The sequence below is a fragment of the Acinetobacter sp. 1130196 genome (genome assembly GCF_000588095.1).
GTDB lineage: Bacteria > Pseudomonadota > Gammaproteobacteria > Pseudomonadales > Moraxellaceae > Acinetobacter > Acinetobacter nosocomialis.
Map to the genome: position 1 here is coordinate 1 of NZ_JFWX01000059.1, position 20,370 is coordinate 20,370.

Below are 20,370 nucleotides of genomic sequence, written 5' to 3' on the forward strand. Positions count from 1 at the left end.
ATCATTAAGAGAATTGAAGAACAACTTGTGTGGATTTTTACTGATTGATTAATCGAAATAATTTTCATTGATTGATTGGTTTAAATTACTCGAAGTTTATTTGAGCGAAATTTAAGTCAGTAATTGATGAGCCAGAATTGGCACCTTGTCTATAAATAAGGTGCAAAATGATTTTAACTGAAGAGTTTGATCATGGCTCAGATTGAACGCTGGCGGCAGGCTTAACACATGCAAGTCGAGCGGGGAAAGGTAGCTTGCTACTGGACCTAGCGGCGGACGGGTGAGTAATGCTTAGGAATCTGCCTATTAGTGGGGGACAACATCTCGAAAGGGATGCTAATACCGCATACGTCCTACGGGAGAAAGCAGGGGATCTTCGGACCTTGCGCTAATAGATGAGCCTAAGTCGGATTAGCTAGTTGGTGGGGTAAAGGCCTACCAAGGCGACGATCTGTAGCGGGTCTGAGAGGATGATCCGCCACACTGGGACTGAGACACGGCCCAGACTCCTACGGGAGGCAGCAGTGGGGAATATTGGACAATGGGCGCAAGCCTGATCCAGCCATGCCGCGTGTGTGAAGAAGGCCTTATGGTTGTAAAGCACTTTAAGCGAGGAGGAGGCTACTTTAGATAATACCTAGAGATAGTGGACGTTACTCGCAGAATAAGCACCGGCTAACTCTGTGCCAGCAGCCGCGGTAATACAGAGGGTGCAAGCGTTAATCGGATTTACTGGGCGTAAAGCGCGCGTAGGCGGCTAATTAAGTCAAATGTGAAATCCCCGAGCTTAACTTGGGAATTGCATTCGATACTGGTTAGCTAGAGTGTGGGAGAGGATGGTAGAATTCCAGGTGTAGCGGTGAAATGCGTAGAGATCTGGAGGAATACCGATGGCGAAGGCAGCCATCTGGCCTAACACTGACGCTGAGGTGCGAAAGCATGGGGAGCAAACAGGATTAGATACCCTGGTAGTCCATGCCGTAAACGATGTCTACTAGCCGTTGGGGCCTTTGAGGCTTTAGTGGCGCAGCTAACGCGATAAGTAGACCGCCTGGGGAGTACGGTCGCAAGACTAAAACTCAAATGAATTGACGGGGGCCCGCACAAGCGGTGGAGCATGTGGTTTAATTCGATGCAACGCGAAGAACCTTACCTGGCCTTGACATAGTAAGAACTTTCCAGAGATGGATTGGTGCCTTCGGGAACTTACATACAGGTGCTGCATGGCTGTCGTCAGCTCGTGTCGTGAGATGTTGGGTTAAGTCCCGCAACGAGCGCAACCCTTTTCCTTATTTGCCAGCGAGTAATGTCGGGAACTTTAAGGATACTGCCAGTGACAAACTGGAGGAAGGCGGGGACGACGTCAAGTCATCATGGCCCTTACGGCCAGGGCTACACACGTGCTACAATGGTCGGTACAAAGGGTTGCTACACAGCGATGTGATGCTAATCTCAAAAAGCCGATCGTAGTCCGGATTGGAGTCTGCAACTCGACTCCATGAAGTCGGAATCGCTAGTAATCGCGGATCAGAATGCCGCGGTGAATACGTTCCCGGGCCTTGTACACACCGCCCGTCACACCATGGGAGTTTGTTGCACCAGAAGTAGCTAGCCTAACTGCAAAGAGGGCGGTTACCACGGTGTGGCCGATGACTGGGGTGAAGTCGTAACAAGGTAGCCGTAGGGGAACCTGCGGCTGGATCACCTCCTTAACGAAAGATTGACGATTGGTAAGAATCCACAACAAGTTGTTCTTCATAGATGTATCTGAGGGTCTGTAGCTCAGTTGGTTAGAGCACACGCTTGATAAGCGTGGGGTCACAAGTTCAAGTCTTGTCAGACCCACCATGACTTTGACTGGTTAAAGTTATAGATAAAAGATACATGACTGATGATGTAAGCTGGGGACTTAGCTTAGTTGGTAGAGCGCCTGCTTTGCACGCAGGAGGTCAGGAGTTCGACTCTCCTAGTCTCCACCAGAACTTAAGATAAGTTCGGATTACAGAAATTAGTAAATAGAGATTTCGATCTTGGTTTATTAACTTCTGTGATTTAAGTATCACGGTATTAAGCATGACCTGACGAAGGCATGTTTATTCATTAACAGATTGGCAAAATTGAGTCTGAAATAAATTGTTCACTCAAGAGTTTAGATTAAGCAATTAATCTGAATGAATTGAGAACTAGCAAATTAACTGAATCAAGCGTTTTGGTATATGAATTTAGATTGAAGCTGTACAGTGTTTAAATACACAGTGCTCTAAACTAAAATGTTGAAGTTACTAACTTGTAGGTAACGTCGACTGTTTGGGGTTGTATAGTCAAGTAATTAAGTGCATGTGGTGGATGCCTTGGCAGTCAGAGGCGATGAAAGACGTGATAGCCTGCGAAAAGCTCCGGGGAGGCGGCAAATATCCTTTGATCCGGAGATGTCTGAATGGGGAAACCCACCTACTTTAAGGTAGGTATTGCAACATGAATACATAGTGTTGCAAGGCGAACGAGGGGAAGTGAAACATCTCAGTACCCTTAGGAAAAGAAATCAATTGAGATTCCCTCAGTAGCGGCGAGCGAACGGGGATCAGCCCATTAAGTTATGTGTGTTTTAGTGGAACGCTCTGGGAAGTGCGAACGTAGAGGGTGATATTCCCGTACACGAAAGGGCACACATAATGATGACGAGTAGGGCGAGGCACGTGAAACCTTGTCTGAATATGGGGGGACCATCCTCCAAGGCTAAATACTCCTGACTGACCGATAGTGAACCAGTACCGTGAGGGAAAGGCGAAAAGAACCCCTGTGAGGGGAGTGAAATAGATCCTGAAACCGCATGCATACAAGCAGTGGGAGCACCTTCGTGGTGTGACTGCGTACCTTTTGTATAATGGGTCAGCGACTTATATTCAGTAGCGAGGTTAACCGTATAGGGGAGCCGTAGAGAAATCGAGTCTTAATAGGGCGTTTAGTTGCTGGGTATAGACCCGAAACCAGGCGATCTATCCATGAGCAGGTTGAAGGTTGGGTAACACTAACTGGAGGACCGAACCCACTGTCGTTGAAAAGCCAGGGGATGACTTGTGGATAGGGGTGAAAGGCTAATCAAGCCTGGTGATAGCTGGTTCTCCCCGAAAGCTATTTAGGTAGCGCCTCGGACGAATACCATAGGGGGTAGAGCACTGTTTCGGCTAGGGGGTCATCCCGACTTACCAAACCGATGCAAACTCCGAATACCTATGAGTACTATCCGGGAGACAGACTGCGGGTGCTAACGTCCGTAGTCAAGAGGAAAACAATCCAGACCGCCAGCTAAGGCCCCAAAATCATAGTTAAGTGGGAAACGATGTGGGAAGGCATAGACAGCTAGGAGGTTGGCTTAGAAGCAGCCACCCTTTAAAGAAAGCGTAATAGCTCACTAGTCGAGTCGGCCTGCGCGGAAGATGTAACGGGGCTAAAACTATGTGCCGAAGCTGCGGATTTGACATTAGTCAAGTGGTAGGGGAGCGTTCTGTAAGCCGATGAAGGTGTATTGAGAAGTATGCTGGAGGTATCAGAAGTGCGAATGCTGACGTGAGTAACGACAAAACGGGTGAAAAACCCGTTCGCCGAAAGACCAAGGGTTCCAGTCCAACGTTAATCGGGGCTGGGTGAGTCGACCCCTAAGGCGAGGCCGAAAGGCGTAGTCGATGGGAAATTGGTTAATATTCCAATACTTCTGTGTAATGCGATGAGAGGACGGAGAAGGTTAAGTCAGCCTGGCGTTGGTTGTCCAGGTGGAAGGATGTAGGTATGTATCTTAGGCAAATCCGGGGTACTCTATACTGAGATCCGATAGCAAGCTGTACTTGTACAGCGAAGTGGCTGATACCATGCTTCCAGGAAAAGTCTCTAAGCTTCAGTTACACAGGAATCGTACCCGAAACCGACACAGGTGGTCAGGTCGAGTAGACCAAGGCGCTTGAGAGAACTCTGCTGAAGGAACTAGGCAAAATGGTACCGTAACTTCGGGAGAAGGTACGCTGTTGTTGGTGATGGAACTTGCTTCCTGAGCTGATGACAGCCGCAGAAACCAGGCCGCTGCAACTGTTTATTAAAAACATAGCACTCTGCAAACACGAAAGTGGACGTATAGGGTGTGATGCCTGCCCGGTGCTGGAAGGTTAATTGATGGGGTTAGCGTAAGCGAAGCTCTTGATCGAAGCCCCAGTAAACGGCGGCCGTAACTATAACGGTCCTAAGGTAGCGAAATTCCTTGTCGGGTAAGTTCCGACCTGCACGAATGGCATAATGATGGCGGCGCTGTCTCCAGCAGAGGCTCAGTGAAATCGAAATCGCTGTGAAGATGCAGTGTACCCGCGGCTAGACGGAAAGACCCCGTGAACCTTTACTGCAGCTTGACACTGAACTTTGACCTTACTTGTGTAGGATAGGTGGGAGGCTTTGAAGTTGGAACGCTAGTTCCAATGGAGCCGTCCTTGAAATACCACCCTGGTAATGTTGAGGTTCTAACTCTGTCCCGTTATCCGGGACGAGGACCGTGTCTGGTGGGTAGTTTGACTGGGGCGGTCTCCTCCTAAAGAGTAACGGAGGAGTACGAAGGTGCGCTCAGCGTGGTCGGAAATCACGCGTAGAGTATAAAGGCAAAAGCGCGCTTAACTGCGAGACCCACAAGTCGAGCAGGTACGAAAGTAGGTCTTAGTGATCCGGTGGTTCTGTATGGAAGGGCCATCGCTCAACGGATAAAAGGTACTCTGGGGATAACAGGCTGATACCGCCCAAGAGTTCATATCGACGGCGGTGTTTGGCACCTCGATGTCGGCTCATCTCATCCTGGGGCTGAAGCAGGTCCCAAGGGTATGGCTGTTCGCCATTTAAAGAGGTACGCGAGCTGGGTTTAGAACGTCGTGAGACAGTTCGGTCCCTATCTACCGTGGGCGCTGGAAATTTGAGAGGATCTGCTCCTAGTACGAGAGGACCAGAGTGGACGAACCTCTGGTGTACCGGTTGTGACGCCAGTCGCATCGCCGGGTAGCTATGTTCGGAAGGGATAACCGCTGAAAGCATCTAAGCGGGAAGCCTACCTCAAGATAAGATTTCCCTAGGAATTTATTCCTCTAAAGAGCCGTTCGAGACTAGGACGTTGATAGGTTGGATGTGGAAGCATAGTGATATGTGAAGCTGACCAATACTAATTGCTCGTGAGGCTTGACTATACAACACCCAAGCAGTTGTATATAAAGCATCAATCGATTCATAAATCTACAAAGCAACTTGATTTAGTTATAACACTAGATAAAATGAACACAATCAGATTCAATCAGCCCAGTCTGTAAAGATTTGGAAAACGCTTCGGCAGTCAATAAGACCAAAGCAAGTATCCATAAACAGTTGTGCTGGCGACCATAGCAAGAGTGAACCACCTGATCCCTTCCCGAACTCAGAAGTGAAACCTCTTAGCGCTGATGGTAGTGTGGGGTTACCCATGTGAGAGTAAGTCATCGCCAGCTCATTATTCTAAACACCCCCAACTAAAATTGGGGGTGTTTTTTTATTGTGTGGGGATTTTATGTCTAATGCTTTAGATATTGAATTTAATTCAATTTATAAAAAAATAAAGCTAATCTAAAATTATTCACCTAATTAGAAATTTAATATGTATATGCAATGGATTTTAGTTAAAACTTTTTTATTTCCTTATGAGGCACAAATTGCAAAGACTCAATTAGAGGCTTTTGGAATTCCCGTTCGTATTGAAAATGAACATACAATTAATATGGACTGGTTTTATTCAAATGCATTGGGAGGAGTCCGATTATTAGTACTAGAAAAAGACCTCAATGATGCGAAAACACTTCTTGAAAAAGATTTTAGTGAAGACTTAGAGCAAGAGTTTGGAAAAAATAAAGGATGATGTCCTAACTGCGGAAGTTATGATATTGAACCTTACACAAAAAGAAAAAAATCAGCCTTTATGGCACTTATGTTCTTAGGTTTACCTTTATTTTCTTTTAAAAATGGTAATAGATGTAAACAATGCCAATATTTTTGGAACTAATAATTATCTATTATCTTAATTTATTAAAGTTTTTATAAAGAGAAGGCCCAAATCTAAAATAAGATTAAAAAATGATCTACAATAGAGGGTATTATAAAACTATAAAAAATTATAAAAGGAAGAATGTTATGGAATATAAAGGAAGTTGTCATTGTGGACAGGTGAAGTTTGTCGTAGAAGGTGAGCTAACAGAAGTTTTATCTTGCAATTGTTCCATTTGCCAAAAGAAAGGATCTTTACTTTGGTTTCTACCGACTAATCAAGTTAAAGTTACTTTAGGCACTCCTGATACTTTGGCGAACTATACTTTTAATAAACATGTGATTAACCATCATTTCTGTAAAAATTGTGGTATTCATCCATATGCCCAAGGTATAGATAATCAAGGTAATTCAATCTTTGCGATTAATGTACGATGTATAGATGGTATTGACTTAGATAAGATAAAAATAAATTATTTTGATGGGCGTTCAGTTTAATCGCTATTAGGGGTTTATCAATGAACACTAAAAAACAGTTAACTTCAACACAATTAGATTTACTGCTTGAACTATTAAAGGCGAGATTTGAAAAGAACACACATCGTCATAAAGAAATCGATTGGTCGAATATACGGGATAAATTAATAAAATCTCCAGACAAACTATGGGCATTGCAAGAAATGGAAAATACTGGAGGAGAGCCAGATGTTATTGTTTTTGACCAGCAGAAAGATCAGTATTTATTTGTAGATTGTTCTCCTGAAACCCCAAAAGGCCGTAGAAGCCTTTGCTATGATCGTGAGGCTTTAGAATCTAGAAAAGATCATCCTCCTAAAAACAGTGCAATAGATCTTGCTAATGAAATGGGAGTTGAGCTTTTAACAGAAGAGCAATTATCGTCAGTTACAGCAAATTGAAGAGTTTGATCTTAAAACTTCGAGTTGGCTCGCAACCCCAGTCGAGATTCGTAAATTGGGTGGAGCACTTTTTGCTGATCGTCGTTATGGCCGAGTCTTCATTTATCATAATGGAGCACAGTCTTATTATGCTGTACGTGGTTTTCGTTGTTGTTTAAAAATATAGGTGTGGTACTTAAATAAAAATAATTCTATTTGATGTTTTATGCCAAGAAATTGAAGATTCTTGCAACTTTTGATTAACAGTAAACATGACAAGATATGTTCAGGAATTAAATAAAAACTTCAGGACATTTCTAAATATGCAACTCAACCCAATTTACTATAATGAACAACACATTGCTTTTGCTGACAATGTTCGTCGATTTGTGCAAAAAGAAATGGCACCTTTTGTTAATGAGTGGGATGAGGCCGAGACATTTCCTAGAGAGCTTTATAAAAAGGCTGCTGAAATTGGCCTATTGGGTCTAGGTTTTTCTGAAGAATATGGTGGTATTCCAGATGCAGATCCATTCTATTCATTACTCGCTGGTATTGAAATGGCAAAGGCGGGTTCTGGCGGAGTACATACTTCACTCATGGTGCATACAATTGGTGCCCCTCCAATTCAACATTTTGGAAGTGAGGAATTAAAGGCTAGAGTCCTCCCAGAGATTATTTCCGGTGAAAAAATTTCTGCTTTAGCAATTACAGAACCAAGTGGGGGGTCTGATGTGGCAGCGTTACAAACTAAAGCTGTTCGGGAAGGGGATTATTATATTGTCTCAGGTGAGAAGACCTTTATTACTTCGGGAATTCGTGCAGACTATTATACAGTTGCAGTGCGTACTGATCCGACAAAAACGGGTGCAGAAGGCATTTCAATGTTACTCATTGATGCACCTAGTGAAGGTATTACTAAAACACCTTTGAAGAAAATGGGATGGTGGGCATCAGATACGGCACATTTGCATTTTGATCAAGTACGAGTACCTGCATCAAATCTACTTGGCAAAGAAAATGCCGGTTTTAAAGTTATTATGAATAACTTTAATATGGAGCGTTTCTTCTTGGGAGTAGTCGCTTATGGCTATGCATTAGTCTGTTATGAAGAAGCTTTAGAGTGGGCGCAGCAACGCAAAACTTTTGGTAAGCGATTAATTGATCATCAAGTGGTACGTCATAAATTGGTAGATATGGCAACGCAATTAACCACAACACGGGCATTACTTGAAGAAACAGCTTGGAAAATGACTCAGCCAAAGTTACAAGGGCCTGAGTTAGTGGCTCAAATTTCAATGCTTAAAAATGTTGCGACTCGTACTATGCAATTTTGTGCTGATGCTGCTGTACAAACGTTAGGTGGTATGGGCTTTATGCGTGGTACCAAGTCGGAACGTATTTACCGTGAAGTGAAGGTCAATATGATTGGTGGTGGTGCTGAAGAAATTATGAAAGATTTAATTAGCAAACAGCTGGGTTATTAATTCTTACAAGGTGGTCGTTGAGCCACCTTTTTTCATTTCAAAGCCATCTCCAAGACCATTTCAGTTAACTCATCAATTTTGACTTTGCCTTCAGACTTATACCAAGTTACAGTCCATGATATTGCACCACCAATTAATCTTCGCCAAATAAAGGCATCATGTTTTACCTTGCCTTGTGTGCGTAAATTTTCAATGATGTCGAGCCAGATTTGCTCATATTCATTACGCATTTTTAACAGGTAATTTTGCTTTTCTTTTGACAGAGCAAACCATTCATAAACCAACACAGCCATGGCTGCACCTGTATCGCCAGTAATTGAAATAAGCTCAGCTTTAATAAGGGCTCGTAATTGTTGTTCTGGATCAGTAGATTGATTTGCTGCCTCTTCTAAACGAGCAAGATTGTAAATAATGGTTTCCTCCATTACATGAGCGAGGATGTCATCTTTACTTTTAAAGTGATGAAATAAACTTCCCGATTGAATTCCAATAAATTGAGCAAGTTCACGTACAGTCGTTTTGTCATAGCCTTGCTTGTGAAATAAATAGGCAGCCCCCCGTAATAAACGACCACGCGGGCTATCGTCAAAGCAAGAAATATTTGGAATTTGTTCAATTGAAGTGGCAATCATGTGTTCAGTTTGTTCCCTTATCTAAAAATCCATAACGGAAATTTCTCTAAATTTCATCACATTTCAGATTGTTTTCTGAATTTGGAAGATTTGGTCAACATCACAATAACATTTTGCGCTTTACAAACCAAGCGCTTGCTTGGTAATGTTGAGGCTGATTTTTAGACAAAATAATGAGAAATAAAATGGCAAATAATCAGCAGGATGATCATCGAGTCGTAAAAATAGGTTGTGCCTCTGGGTTTTGGGGAGATACCAATACTGCCGCTTTTCAGTTAGTGCATTTGACCGATATTAATTATTTGGTTTTTGATTATTTGTCTGAGATTACCATGTCGATTATGGCAAAAGCGAAGATGGTAGAACCGAAACATGGTTACGCTTTAGACTTTGTCAGCCGAGTCATGGCACCTTTGCTGAAAAAAATTGCTGAAAAAAAGATTAAAGTGATTAGTAATGCCGGTGGTGTTAATCCATTAGCTTGTCGGGATGCCTTACAAAAAATTATTAAAGAGTATGGTCTAGATCTGAAAGTGGCTGTGGTGTTAGGTGATGATCTTTTGCCAAAACATGAGCAGTTAAAATCACAGAATATTCAAGAAATGTTTAGCGGAGAAGCTTTGCCTCAACAGGTAGCGAGCAGTAATGCTTATTTAGGCGCGGTTGCTATTCGTGACGCCTTAGACTTAGGTGCCGATATTGTGATTACGGGTCGTGTGGTTGACTCTGCTGTGGTGCTTGCACCGTTGCTTCATGAATATCAGTGGTCGCTCGATGATTATGACAAATTGGCGCAAGGTTCATTAGCAGGTCATGTCATTGAATGTGGTGCCCAATGTACGGGTGGTAACTTTACCGATTGGCAATTGGTGCAGGGCTTCGACAATATGGGCTTTCCAGTGGTTGACGTGAGTGAGGATGGCTCATTTATTGTAACTAAGCCTCAAGGTACAGGTGGTCTGGTTTCTACTGCTACAGTTGCAGAGCAAATTGTTTATGAAATAGGTAATCCTCAAGCATATTTACTACCTGATGTAATTGCTGATTTCAGCCACGTGCATTTAGAGCAAGTTGGGGAGCATCGGGTTCGTGTAACGGGCGCAAAAGGACAAGCTCCGACTACACAATATAAAGTCAGCGCGACCTATCCTGATGGTTATCGGGTTTTAGTAAGTTTCTTAATTGCAGGTCGTGAGGCACCACAAAAAGCACAAGTTATTGCTGATGCGATTTTGACTAAGTGCGAACGTGTTTTAGCAATGCGCTCAGTGCCGCCATTTAGTGAAAAGTCTGTTGAAATTTTAGGTATTGAAAGTACTTATGGCGAACATGCCCAAACATTAAGTAGTCGTGAAGTAGTGGTCAAAATAGCTGTAAAACACATGTTTAAAGAAGCATGTATGTTCTTTGCATCTGAAATTGCACAAGCTTCAACAGGTATGGCTCCAGCCTTGGCAGGAATTGTTGGAGGCCGACCAAAAGCATCTCCAGTGATTAAGTTATTTTCATTTTTAATAGATAAAAATCAGGTAAGTGTCGAAATCGATTTTGAAGGAAAACGCTACCCAGTTGAGATTCCACAAGGAGTTTTTACAGAGCAATTGCCTACTTTAAAGGCAGGTGAAAATGCAATTTATCAAGGAGATGAAATTGAAGTTCCTTTGATTGAAATTGCGCATGCCCGCAGTGGTGATAAGGGTAATCATAGCAATATTGGTGTGATTGCACGTAAAGCAGATTATTTACCATGGATTCGTGCAGCACTAACTGAACAGACTGTTGCAAGCTATATGCAACATGTCTTGGATGCTGAGAAAGGGCGAGTAATTCGTTATGAGTTACCGGGTTTAAATGCACTGAATTTTATGTTGGAGAATGCCTTAGGTGGTGGTGGTGTTGCAAGCTTGCGTATTGATCCGCAAGGTAAAGCCTTTGCCCAACAGTTATTGGATATGCCTGTTAAAGTTCCGGCACATCTTTTAGAAAAATAAAATGAATGGATGAAACAAAGATGAGTTATCAATCAATTTTTAGACCAGATGCTTTTGCTAATAAAGTCATTATTGTGACAGGTGGGGGCTCAGGAATTGGACGCTGTACTGCACATGAGCTTGCGGCTCTCGGCGCTCAAGTGGTGATTACAGGACGAAAAATTGAGAAATTAGAGAAAGTAAGCCAAGAAATTATAGAAGATGGTGGTCGGGTTCATTTTATTGTTTGTGATAACCGTGAAGAAGAACAAGTGAAAAATATGATTGCTGAAGTGATTGAGAAATTCGGCAAACTCGATGGTTTGGTAAATAATGCGGGTGGCCAGTTCCCGTCAGCTTTAGAGAATATTTCGGCGAATGGTTTCGATGCAGTCGTGCGTAATAATTTACACGCAACTTTTTACCTAATGCGTGAAGCTTATAACCAATGGATGGCAAAACATGGTGGCAGTATTGTCAACATGACTGCTGATATGTGGGGTGGCATGCCGGGAATGGGACATTCTGGTGCTGCGCGTTCAGGGGTTGATAACTTAACTAAAACGGCATCGGTTGAGTGGGGGAAATCTGGTGTTCGTGTAAATGCAGTTGCACCGGGTTGGATCGTGTCATCCGGTATGGATAATTATAGCGGTGATTTTGCCAAAGTGATTATTCCAAGTCTTGCTGGCAATGTACCGCTAAAACGTATGGGAACTGAATCAGAAGTTTCATCGGCGATTTGTTATTTACTGTCAGATGCTGCGGCTTTTGTGTCAGGTGTAACTTTGCGTATTGATGGCGCTGCATCGCAAGGGACACGCATGTATCCACTAGCCGAAGCGACAAATAGTCAGTCTTATAATGGTTTCCATCGCGCGTTTATTCCTGAAATTTTTAAAAAAGATAAGACTGAGAAAGCCGAACAAAACAATAGTTTAGGTTTGGAGTGAGGAATAAAAAAATGACCATTCTCCAATCCGAAATTGCTGTTGGTAGTGAACAGTATCAAAAAAATAAAGAGGCACTACTTGCTCAGCTGAGTGAAGTCCGTGCAATTCAGCAAAAAAGCATTGATAAATCGTATGCTGCTAAACCGAAATTCGATAAAAAGGGCAAGATTCTGCCGCATGAGCGTGTGCGGTTATTACTCGATGCTGATTCGCCTTTTATTGAGCTTTGTGGTTTGGTTGGCTACAACATGCATGATGACAAGGATGGTTCCGAAGCAGGTGGTGGAGTAATTGCCGGCCTTGGTTTTGTCAGTGGTGTGCGTTGTCTAGTTTCTGCAAGTAATAGTGCAATTAAGGGCGGGACCATGTCTCCTATGGGCGTACAAAAAACTTTGCGTTTACAAAAAATTGCCTTAGAACAAAAACTCCCGCTGATTACGCTGACCGAAAGTGGGGGCGCTAACTTAAATTATGCTGCTGAAGTATTTACCTATGGTGGTATGACCTTTGCCAATCAGGCACGTTTGTCTGCAGCAGGTATTCCACAGCTTGCAGTGGTGCATGGTAATGCAACGGCAGGTGGTGCTTATCAACCAGGTCTTTCAGATTATGTCATTGTAGTACGCAAACAAACCGAGATGCTTCTTGCAGGTCCCCCTTTACTCTTGGCTGCCACTGGCGAAGTGGCAACAGCTGAAGAGTTGGGCGGGGCAGAAATGCATGCGCAGGTTGCTGGAACAGCAGAATACTTAGCAGGAAATGATGCTGACGGTATTCGGATGGCACGTGAAATTTTTGAACACCTGAACTGGAAAGAGCAAATCAAACCAGTTGATGTGACTTATAAAGAGCCTCGTTACGATACCGAGGAACTATTGGGTGTTATCCCAAGTGATCCTAAACAACCATTTGATATGATAGAAGTGGTTGCACGCATTATTGATGATTCAGATTTTCTAGAATTTAAGCAGGAATATGATGATTTAACGGTATGTGGCTGGGCAAAAATTGGAGGCTTGCATATCGGTATTATTACCAATAATGGTCCGATTACCCCTCAAGGAGCAGCAAAAGCAGCTCAGTTTATTCACTTATGTGAACAGACTAACCGCCCGTTATTGTTCTTACATAACACTACTGGCTTTATGGTGGGAACCGATGCCGAGCAAAATGGCATTATTAAGCATGGCTCAAAACTGATTCAAGCGGTTGCCAATTGTACTGTACCTAAAATTTCAATCGTTGTGGCAGGGGCATATGGTGCGGGTAACTACGCAATGTGTGGTCGGAGTTTATCGCCAGATTTTATTTTTGCATGGCCAAATTCGCATGTTGCTGTAATGGGGGCTGCACAGGCTGGAAAGGTACTGCGTATTGTTGCTGAAGGAAAACAAAAAGCCTCCGGTCAGGAACCGAATCCGCAAATGCTCGATTTTCTTGAGCAAAGTACGGCCATGAAATTAGAGCAGCAATCTACCGCGCTTTTCAATACAGCTATGCTTCATGACGATGGCATTATTGACCCGCGAGATACCCGAAAATTATTAATTTTCCTTTTACAAACCATTTATGAAGCACAGCAACGTGAGTTGAATCCGACCCGTTTTGGTGTGTCCCGTTTTTAATCAACCTTTACCGTAATTAAAAAAATTAATAGGAAGAACACCATGAAATTTACTGCCGAACATGAAGCATTACGTCGTACAGCGCGTCAATTTGTTCAAAATGAGCTGAATCCACATATTCCCGAATGGGAAGAAGCAGGGCGTTTCCCGATCCACGACGTATTTAAAAAAATGGGTGATCTTGGTTTATTAGGGATTTGTAAGCCTGAGGAAAATGGCGGTTTAGCGTTAGATTATTCCTATAACCTTGTGGTTGCAGAAGAAATTGGATATGCGGCTTGCGGCGGGGTGCCTTTGGCCATTGGTGTACAAACCGATATGGCGACACCTGCTTTGGCCCGTTTTGGTAGTAAAGAATTACGCGATGAGTTTTTAACACCAGCCATTGCTGGGGAATATGTTGCCTCAATTGCAGTATCGGAAGTGCATGCTGGTTCGGATGTTGCTGCTATTAAAACAACAGCAAAAAAAGATGGCGATGACTATGTCATTAACGGCAGCAAAATGTGGATTACTAACTCATTGCAAGCCGATTTCTTTTGTCTTTTAGCCAATACATCTGACGATAAACCACACGTCAACAAGTCGATGATTATTGTGCCGGCAAAAACTAAAGGGATTAGTTTTTCCGAGCCACTTAATAAATTAGGGATGCGTTCAACCACCACAGCGCAAGTTTATTTAGACAATGTCCGTGTACCGCAGCGTAACTTAGTGGGGGTTGAAGGTATGGGTTTCATGATGCAAATGATGCAATTTCAGGAAGAGCGTTTATGGGCTTGTGCTAATGCTATTGGTGGTTTGGAAAATTTAATCCAAAAGACTATCGCCTATACCAAAGAGCGTACGACGTTTGGTCAGCCACTTATTAATAACCAATATATTCACTTCCGCTTTGCTGAACTCATGACTGAAATAGAAGCACTTAAAGCATTAACCTACCAAGCGTGTGAACAGCATATTGCAGGTGAAGATGTGACCAAGCTGGCATCTATGGCAAAACTCAAAGCTGGACGTTTAACTCGTGAAGTTGCTGATAGCTGTCTGCAATATTGGGGTGGCAATGGCTTTATGTGGGATAATCCAGCCTCACAGCTGTATCGTGACGGACGTTTAGGCTCTATTGGCGGTGGTGCAGATGAGATTATGCTGGGGATTATCTGTAAGTTGATGGATATCTTGCCAAAATAACAGAAATAAAATAAGGGGTAAGCCATGACGCTTTCAGCATCTCTACAAGCTATAGATATTGATGACAGCATTCAATTAGAACAAGACGGCAGTATTTTATACCTTTGGCTCAACCGACCAGAGAGCCGTAATGCCATGAACTTGAATATGGTTAATGCAATACAGCAAGTTTTTACTGCCATTCGCGATGACCTTTCAATTCGTGCAGTCATCATTCGTGGTGAGGGCGGGACTTTTTGTGCAGGTGGGGATATTAAAGACATGGCTGCTTTACGCGTTGAAGCAACTCATTTCGGTAGTCTACAACCTTATGCTGACTTTAACCGCCGTTTTGGTGCCATGCTTGAGCAAGTTGAAGCTGCACCGCAAACTGTTGTGGTCATTTTAGAAGGCGCGGTGTTAGGTGGAGGTTTTGGGCTGGCATGTGTTTCCGATGTTGCAATTAGTCGTGACAATGCTCAGTTTGGTTTACCTGAAACTGGGCTTGGCGTAATTCCTGCGCAAATTGCTCCTTTTGTGGTGAAACGTATTGGCCTGACTCAAGCACGCCGACTTGCTTTACTCGGCATGCGTTTTGAAGGGCATACGGCACTGAGTGTCGGTGTGGTTCATCAAATTGCACATAATGAAATTGAACTTGAACAAGCTTTAGAGGAAACCATTCAACACATTAAACGAGCAGCTCCTCAAGCTTCGCGTGTGACCAAAGCATTGTTACATCGAACACTCAATGAGCCTTTAAATAAATTGCTCAATGATGCAGCTCAGCAGTTTGCCCAAGCGGTTGGTGGAGCTGAAGGTCAAGAAGGAACGATGGCTTTTATCCAGAAAAGGTTACCAAATTGGGCCGATGAGTCATAAAAGATAAGGATAAAAAAATAATGAAATTTTCAAAAATACTGGTTGCCAATCGTGGTGAAATTGCAGTTCGAGTTATGCAAACAGCCAAGGCAATGGGTTACCAAACTGTCGCAGTTTATTCCGATGCAGACAGTCATGCTCGTCATGTGCAAGAAGCAGATGAAGCTGTTTACATTGGGGCATCTAAAGTATCGGAGTCTTATCTTTCCATTGCTAAAATTATCGAAGCCTGCAAAAAAACAGGGGCAGATGCTGTTCATCCCGGTTATGGTTTTTTGTCAGAAAATACTGATTTTGCTCAGGCATGTATCGACAACCAGATTACATTTATTGGACCTACCGCTTCTGCAATTGAGTTAATGGGCAGTAAACGCCTTTCAAAAATTGCCATGATTGAGGCGGGCGTCCCTTGTGTGCCGGGTTATGAAGGTGACCGACAAGATCTCGAATATTTAGCAGCTCAAGCCGAGCAAATTGGCTTTCCAATTATGGTCAAAGCTTCTGCGGGTGGCGGCGGTCGTGGCATGCGTTTGGTACAACAAGCATCTGAATTGGTTGAGGCGTTGCAAACTGCACGTTCAGAAGCTGAAAATGCTTTTGGTTCGGGGGAGCTTATTTTAGAAAAAGCAGTTATTGCTCCGCGTCATGTCGAAATTCAGGTTTTTGGTGATACTCACGGCAATTATGTGTATTTGTTTGAGCGTGATTGTTCGATCCAACGTCGCCATCAAAAAGTAGTTGAAGAGGCGCCGTGTCCAGTCATGACGCCTGAACTACGTCAGCAAATGGGCGAGGCAGCTGTAGCAACGGCAAAAGCATGTGCTTATGTCGGGGCAGGTACAGTTGAGTTTTTGCTTGATGCATCGGGTGCATTTTACTTTTTAGAGATGAATACCCGTTTGCAGGTAGAACATCCGGTCACTGAGCTTATTACAGGGCTAGATTTAGTTGAATGGCAGCTGCGTGTGGCGAATGGTGAGCATTTACCTTTAAAGCAACAGGAGTTGAACTTCAATGGACATGCGATCGAAGTGCGCTTGTATGCAGAAGACCCACGTCAGGATTTCTTACCACAAACAGGAAAGGTTTTACGCTGGAAGCCTGCAACTTTGCCAAATGTGCGAATCGATCATGGCATGTTGGCAACTAATGAAGTCAGTCCATTTTACGATCCGATGGTAGCAAAGGTGATTGCATACGGTAAAACCCGTGAGGATGCGATTCGCTTACTGGCTCGTGCAGTCGATGATAGTGTTTTACTTGGAGTGAATAGTAATAAACAGTTCTTGGTCAATTTACTGCGCCATCCAGTTGTTGTTGGAGGGGATACCAATACTGCATTCATCCAACAGCACTTCCAAAATGATCCGAGCTTACACCATCAAGTTTTATCTTTAGAAACTTTAGCGATTGCTGCGGCATTATTTAGCCAAAATAAAGGTACTGCGGTGTGGCAAACTGGGCTTGGTGTGCCATTACCGTTAAAATTACAAATTGCCGATCAGCAAATTCAATTGCAGGTTTCATCTGTAAATAACACATTTACGGCTCAGTTCTGTGATCAATCAGTTTGTATTGATGTGCTTGAGAGAACGTCAGAGTACCTAGTTTATTTAATTGATGGTATTCGTCGCCGTGTGCAGTATGTATTAGATAGTGATCAACTTTATCTAGACCGAGATAACGGTAATATTGTGATACGCAATGTGACCTATGCTGCGCCAGAAGCTACCGATGTAGCGGGAGATGGCAAAATTCGTGCACCAATGGATGGTGCTGTGGTTAATATTCTGGTGAATAAAGGCGATCAAGTGGTGAGAGGTCAAACCTTACTAGTGCTTGAAGCTATGAAAATCCAGCAGCAGATTAAAGCTGATGTAGATGGTGTAGTTGAAGATGTGTTAGGGCAACAGGGTCAACAAGTCAAAAAACGGCAAATGCTATTTACTATTCAAACTTAATTGAAAAATACCGCTCTTATTGGGCGGTATTTTTTTATAGCAGTTTAAGAGTTATTCTCCATCTGCCTCTGCAATCACTTGGCTTGCTTTTTTTAGGCTATAAAGCAGCTGCCCTAAAAGTACATCTCTATTACTTAGGGTAACCATAACCATCGGATGATGGAGAGCAGGAATAGCTGTTAAAATGGCTTTGCCATTGTCTGCATCTAATGTGATGTTATTACAGCCAGTTAGTTGAATCTCTTTTAAAAATGCACTGACCATGGCCAAAATCGAGCTACTCACCGCTGCTAATTTGGTGGTATTAGGGTAGTTCTTGTGGCTTACTGTTGCCAATTCAAACCCATCTGAAGAACAAATCATGACAAAGTCTACACCACGTGTATTCATAAGAATTTTTTGGGCTTCACTTTTTGCAAGTTGTAGCAATTGTGTTGGAGCGGTTCGTTTTTGAACTGGAATACTAAGCATGATCTTTCCCTTGAGATGTTGCGCCTACCTTAACTTCAAGTGATGCAATTAATGATTCAACCATCATTAAAATTTGCTCTTGTTCTCTTGCATCAATAAAAAATAGTGGATATTGAAGTTCGTTTTCTGCTAACCAGTTTCGATACTGTTGGAGTGAAGATTCTTTATTTTCATCAATATGCGTAATACCAATCGCAATATTATCATTATAATTTTTAAAGGTTTCCAAGTAACTTTCTAATTCAGCAATTGGAGTAGAGCTATTGTGATCTAACAGAAGAATAATACCAATCGCACCTTTACAAATAACTGACCAGATAAAATCAAAACGGCTTTGTCCAGGGGTTCCATATAGCCCAATTTTAATACCATCATCTAAAGTAATTTCGCCGTAATCAATCCCAACAGTTGTTTGTGATTTTTGGTGACTTTGTACATCAGTATTAAATGCTTCTGTTTCTAAAATTGGAATTTCAGATAGCGATTTGATCGCTTCTGTTTTACCAGCCCCCATACTGCCTGCGAAGACAATTTTATATTGTTGAATAATCATAGTGTTCCTTAAAAGCCAAAACGGCGTCGAATTTTCCCTATAAAATTTTTTAAAAAATGACTTTCTGTATTTAAGTTTTCTGAATGAGTCTGTGGCGTGTAAAAACACTTATTCGCGGAAACATATTGCCCATTATTTGCCATTAAACATGCTGTAATAAAGCGTAGAACAACATCGATAGGTTGGTTGAGTTGTTTAGCTACTTCAGTGACTTTTGCTCCCTGAATAAAACAGGCAGAGAGCTGTAGGCTTACTTTTCTATATTCTTTTTGATAGGGTTGTGGCCAATGATTAATTTTAAAGTAACCATCAGCTGACGCTAAATTCTCAAATTCTTTTGAACACCAAATTAAATTCCACAACCAATCCTGTAAGTAATAATCCTTTTTACGAGAAACCTTAGTAAAGTCTGATGTTTTTGCAAAGGTAAAGTTAAAACTCATATTGGTCTGTGTTTTTTGACGAGAAGGTTCTAACCAAGCAATTTGAGTTCTATTATCAATAATTGCCAAGGTACCCTTGTCATCAAATAAATGTAATTTAATATTTTCAGAGCTATGCAAATTTTTTATAAATTGCTCATCTATGATAGATATTTCATTTAATAAAGTTGAGTTGGAACGAACATCAGTATGTTTTAAAAGAGATAATACATTTGCTTGTAACCATGAACGGAGATGTTCTGTTTTTTCTAAAGGGTAGTGTAAGGTATGTTCGTGTATAGTGCCTCCATTTTCTAAAGGTGTTTTTGTAATTTTTAAATAAGGAAATTTTTTCTTATTAAGAATATTTTGAATATTGTCAGCATCAAAAAAGTTTTCATTAATAATTAATAAATCAATCTGATTACTAGAAATGTTAACCCAGTTAATTCCATATTGATTAGATATCAAATCACGGATTAAGATTTTTAATTCGTCTGAAACTTTTAAGCTTAAACCAGAAACTGCAATATTTATGCAATGGCTATCCATAGTATCATTTTAAATTTTTATTAAGTAATATTGTAATGTTATATGTGCTCTTTATATTAAGTATAAAGAGCACAGCTTAAATTAATTAACTAAAATCGAGCTCTTTTTCAAAGGACTTTAACTCATGACGAGCCATGGCTAAATTCGACTTGGCGCGATCAAGTACTAAATAAAGGAATAAATTATTATTACTTTCTAAAGGACGAATTAAGTGATAAGCCTTCCCTAATGTAATTAAAATATCTTCAATATTGTCATTTAATTTTAATGCGTTAGCTACATTTCGTTTTGCGCGAATGACTTCTGTGTTTCCAGCAGCTGCCAGCTCTAAATCAATATCCCCACCGCCTTGTGTAGCAAGTGATAAACCACTTTCTGAATCAACAAGTGCAGATGCAATAAAACCATCAATTTCAGTTAAGCGGCGAATTCAAACATGAGGTGCGACAGTTTCAAAAGCCATATGATAATCAACAAGCTGAGCAAATTTCTCTAATGGTGTAAGCCAATCTAACGCCTTTCTAGGACGAGTATTCAGTGACATGGCAACTTGATTTAAATAATGCTGATCTGCCTGATTTAAATCAATCCCTTTAGGTAAATATTGCCTAATTAAACCATTCATATTTTCGCATGTGCCTTTTTGCCAAGGTGAATGTGGGTCACAGAAATATACATCTATGCCTAAATCTTCTTCGAGTATTTTATGTTCTGACATCTCGCGTCCACGGTCATAGGTCAACGTTTTACGCAGTTCTGCAGG

The 20,370-nt window shown here is 41.9% G+C and carries 14 protein-coding genes, 2 tRNA genes, 3 rRNA genes and 2 pseudogenes; 15 read left to right on the plus strand and 6 right to left on the minus strand.

What is annotated here, in order from left to right; all coding sequences use genetic code 11:
* The first annotated feature begins 174 nt into the window (after window positions 1-174).
* The 9 genes and pseudogenes from J671_RS22660 to J671_RS22690 all read left to right on the plus strand — a co-directional run bounded on the left by J671_RS22660 (window position 175) and on the right by J671_RS22690 (window position 8,416).
* A 16S ribosomal RNA gene (locus J671_RS22660) occupies window positions 175-1,712 on the plus strand.
* Window positions 1,713-1,771: 59 nt separating this feature from the next.
* Window positions 1,772-1,848, plus strand: a tRNA-Ile gene (locus tag J671_RS22665).
* Between the two features lie 55 nt (window positions 1,849-1,903).
* Window positions 1,904-1,979 (plus strand) — tRNA-Ala (locus J671_RS22670).
* A gap of 340 nt (window positions 1,980-2,319) precedes the next feature.
* A 23S ribosomal RNA gene (locus tag J671_RS22675) occupies window positions 2,320-5,210 on the plus strand.
* 179 nt (window positions 5,211-5,389) lie between these two features.
* Window positions 5,390-5,504: ribosomal RNA gene (gene rrf, locus J671_RS22680) — 5S ribosomal RNA — on the plus strand.
* Together the 16S, 23S and 5S rRNA genes with 2 tRNA genes alongside form the textbook arrangement of a ribosomal RNA operon.
* Window positions 5,505-5,656: 152 nt before the next feature.
* Window positions 5,657-6,052: pseudogene (locus J671_RS0105100) on the plus strand (DUF2007 domain-containing protein).
* A gap of 128 nt (window positions 6,053-6,180) precedes the next feature.
* A complete protein-coding gene (locus tag J671_RS22685) occupies window positions 6,181-6,531 on the plus strand; it encodes a GFA family protein (RefSeq protein WP_016805145.1) in 351 nt (116 codons plus the stop codon).
* A gap of 20 nt (window positions 6,532-6,551) precedes the next feature.
* A pseudogene (locus J671_RS0105105) lies at window positions 6,552-7,116 on the plus strand (DUF4256 domain-containing protein).
* Between the two features lie 136 nt (window positions 7,117-7,252).
* Entirely contained in the window at window positions 7,253-8,416 is a 1,164-nt protein-coding gene (locus J671_RS22690) for an acyl-CoA dehydrogenase family protein (RefSeq protein ID WP_031983554.1), read from the plus strand.
* 32 nt (window positions 8,417-8,448) lie between these two features.
* On the opposite strand, the gene J671_RS22695 is transcribed toward J671_RS22690, so the two are convergent.
* Window positions 8,449-9,048, minus strand: coding sequence for a TetR/AcrR family transcriptional regulator (locus J671_RS22695; protein ID WP_031983556.1), 600 nt, complete (start codon window positions 9,046-9,048; stop codon window positions 8,449-8,451).
* A 185-nt stretch (window positions 9,049-9,233) separates the two neighbouring features.
* Here J671_RS22695 and J671_RS22700 point away from each other — a divergent pair, with 185 nt between their 5' ends.
* Genes J671_RS22700 through J671_RS22725 form a run of 6 tightly spaced genes read left to right on the plus strand, consistent with a single transcriptional unit; the run spans window position 9,234 to window position 17,609 of the window.
* The gene (locus J671_RS22700; protein WP_031983558.1) at window positions 9,234-11,039 is read left to right on the plus strand and encodes an acyclic terpene utilization AtuA family protein; all 1,806 of its coding nucleotides are present in this window, start codon (window positions 9,234-9,236) and stop codon (window positions 11,037-11,039) included.
* 20 nt (window positions 11,040-11,059) lie between these two features.
* Window positions 11,060-11,971, plus strand: coding sequence for an SDR family oxidoreductase (locus J671_RS22705; protein ID WP_002048713.1), 912 nt, complete (start codon window positions 11,060-11,062; stop codon window positions 11,969-11,971).
* An 11-nt stretch (window positions 11,972-11,982) separates the two neighbouring features.
* Window positions 11,983-13,596, plus strand: a complete 1,614-nt coding sequence (locus tag J671_RS22710; RefSeq protein WP_031983559.1) for an acyl-CoA carboxylase subunit beta — start codon at window positions 11,983-11,985, stop codon at window positions 13,594-13,596.
* 42 nt (window positions 13,597-13,638) lie between these two features.
* Complete coding sequence (locus tag J671_RS22715) at window positions 13,639-14,787, plus strand: acyl-CoA dehydrogenase family protein (RefSeq protein ID WP_031983560.1); 1,149 nt, start codon at window positions 13,639-13,641, stop codon at window positions 14,785-14,787.
* Between the two features lie 24 nt (window positions 14,788-14,811).
* Window positions 14,812-15,648 carry an enoyl-CoA hydratase/isomerase family protein gene (locus J671_RS22720; protein ID WP_031983561.1) on the plus strand — a complete coding sequence of 279 codons (837 nt, stop codon included), beginning with the start codon at window positions 14,812-14,814 and terminating at the stop codon, window positions 15,646-15,648.
* 20 nt (window positions 15,649-15,668) lie between these two features.
* A complete protein-coding gene (locus J671_RS22725) occupies window positions 15,669-17,609 on the plus strand; it encodes an acetyl/propionyl/methylcrotonyl-CoA carboxylase subunit alpha (protein ID WP_031983563.1) in 1,941 nt (646 codons plus the stop codon).
* A gap of 51 nt (window positions 17,610-17,660) precedes the next feature.
* Here J671_RS22725 and J671_RS22730 read toward each other — a convergent pair whose 3' ends face one another.
* The 5 genes from J671_RS22730 to J671_RS25520 form a co-directional block, all read right to left on the minus strand.
* On the minus strand, window positions 17,661-18,080 hold the full coding sequence (locus J671_RS22730) for a roadblock/LC7 domain-containing protein (RefSeq protein WP_000949092.1): 420 nt from the start codon (window positions 18,078-18,080) through the stop codon (window positions 17,661-17,663).
* Window positions 18,073-18,633: a GTP-binding protein gene (locus tag J671_RS22735; protein WP_000586671.1), complete on the minus strand. Its 561-nt coding sequence runs from the start codon at window positions 18,631-18,633 to the stop codon at window positions 18,073-18,075. The genes J671_RS22730 and J671_RS22735 overlap by 8 nt, the downstream gene beginning before the upstream one ends.
* A gap of 8 nt (window positions 18,634-18,641) precedes the next feature.
* Window positions 18,642-19,607, minus strand: a complete 966-nt coding sequence (locus tag J671_RS22740) for a hypothetical protein (protein WP_000377059.1) — start codon at window positions 19,605-19,607, stop codon at window positions 18,642-18,644.
* Window positions 19,608-19,692: 85 nt separating this feature from the next.
* On the minus strand, window positions 19,693-20,037 hold the full coding sequence (locus tag J671_RS25515; RefSeq protein WP_081404957.1) for a hypothetical protein: 345 nt from the start codon (window positions 20,035-20,037) through the stop codon (window positions 19,693-19,695).
* Window positions 20,038-20,370 (minus strand): IS30 family transposase (locus J671_RS25520; protein ID WP_000295858.1); only part of this gene is annotated, 333 nt, incomplete at its 5' end. It lies immediately after the preceding gene.

What these genes read in the sequence shown, in the direction of transcription:
- J671_RS22695 (WP_031983556.1), bottom strand. Translation starts at nt 9,048, where the DNA reads ATGATTGCCACTTCAATTGAACAAATTCCAAATATTTCTTGCTTTGAC.
- J671_RS22705 (WP_002048713.1), top strand. Translation starts at nt 11,060, where the DNA reads ATGAGTTATCAATCAATTTTTAGACCAGATGCTTTTGCTAATAAAGTC.
- J671_RS22725 (WP_031983563.1), top strand. Translation starts at nt 15,669, where the DNA reads ATGAAATTTTCAAAAATACTGGTTGCCAATCGTGGTGAAATTGCAGTT.
- J671_RS22720 (WP_031983561.1), top strand. Translation starts at nt 14,812, where the DNA reads ATGACGCTTTCAGCATCTCTACAAGCTATAGATATTGATGACAGCATT.
- J671_RS22685 (WP_016805145.1), top strand. Translation starts at nt 6,181, where the DNA reads ATGGAATATAAAGGAAGTTGTCATTGTGGACAGGTGAAGTTTGTCGTA.
- J671_RS22740 (WP_000377059.1), bottom strand. Translation starts at nt 19,607, where the DNA reads ATGGATAGCCATTGCATAAATATTGCAGTTTCTGGTTTAAGCTTAAAA.
- J671_RS22715 (WP_031983560.1), top strand. Translation starts at nt 13,639, where the DNA reads ATGAAATTTACTGCCGAACATGAAGCATTACGTCGTACAGCGCGTCAA.
- J671_RS22735 (WP_000586671.1), bottom strand. Translation starts at nt 18,633, where the DNA reads ATGATTATTCAACAATATAAAATTGTCTTCGCAGGCAGTATGGGGGCT.
- J671_RS22690 (WP_031983554.1), top strand. Translation starts at nt 7,253, where the DNA reads ATGCAACTCAACCCAATTTACTATAATGAACAACACATTGCTTTTGCT.
- J671_RS22710 (WP_031983559.1), top strand. Translation starts at nt 11,983, where the DNA reads ATGACCATTCTCCAATCCGAAATTGCTGTTGGTAGTGAACAGTATCAA.
- J671_RS22700 (WP_031983558.1), top strand. Translation starts at nt 9,234, where the DNA reads ATGGCAAATAATCAGCAGGATGATCATCGAGTCGTAAAAATAGGTTGT.
- J671_RS22730 (WP_000949092.1), bottom strand. Translation starts at nt 18,080, where the DNA reads ATGCTTAGTATTCCAGTTCAAAAACGAACCGCTCCAACACAATTGCTA.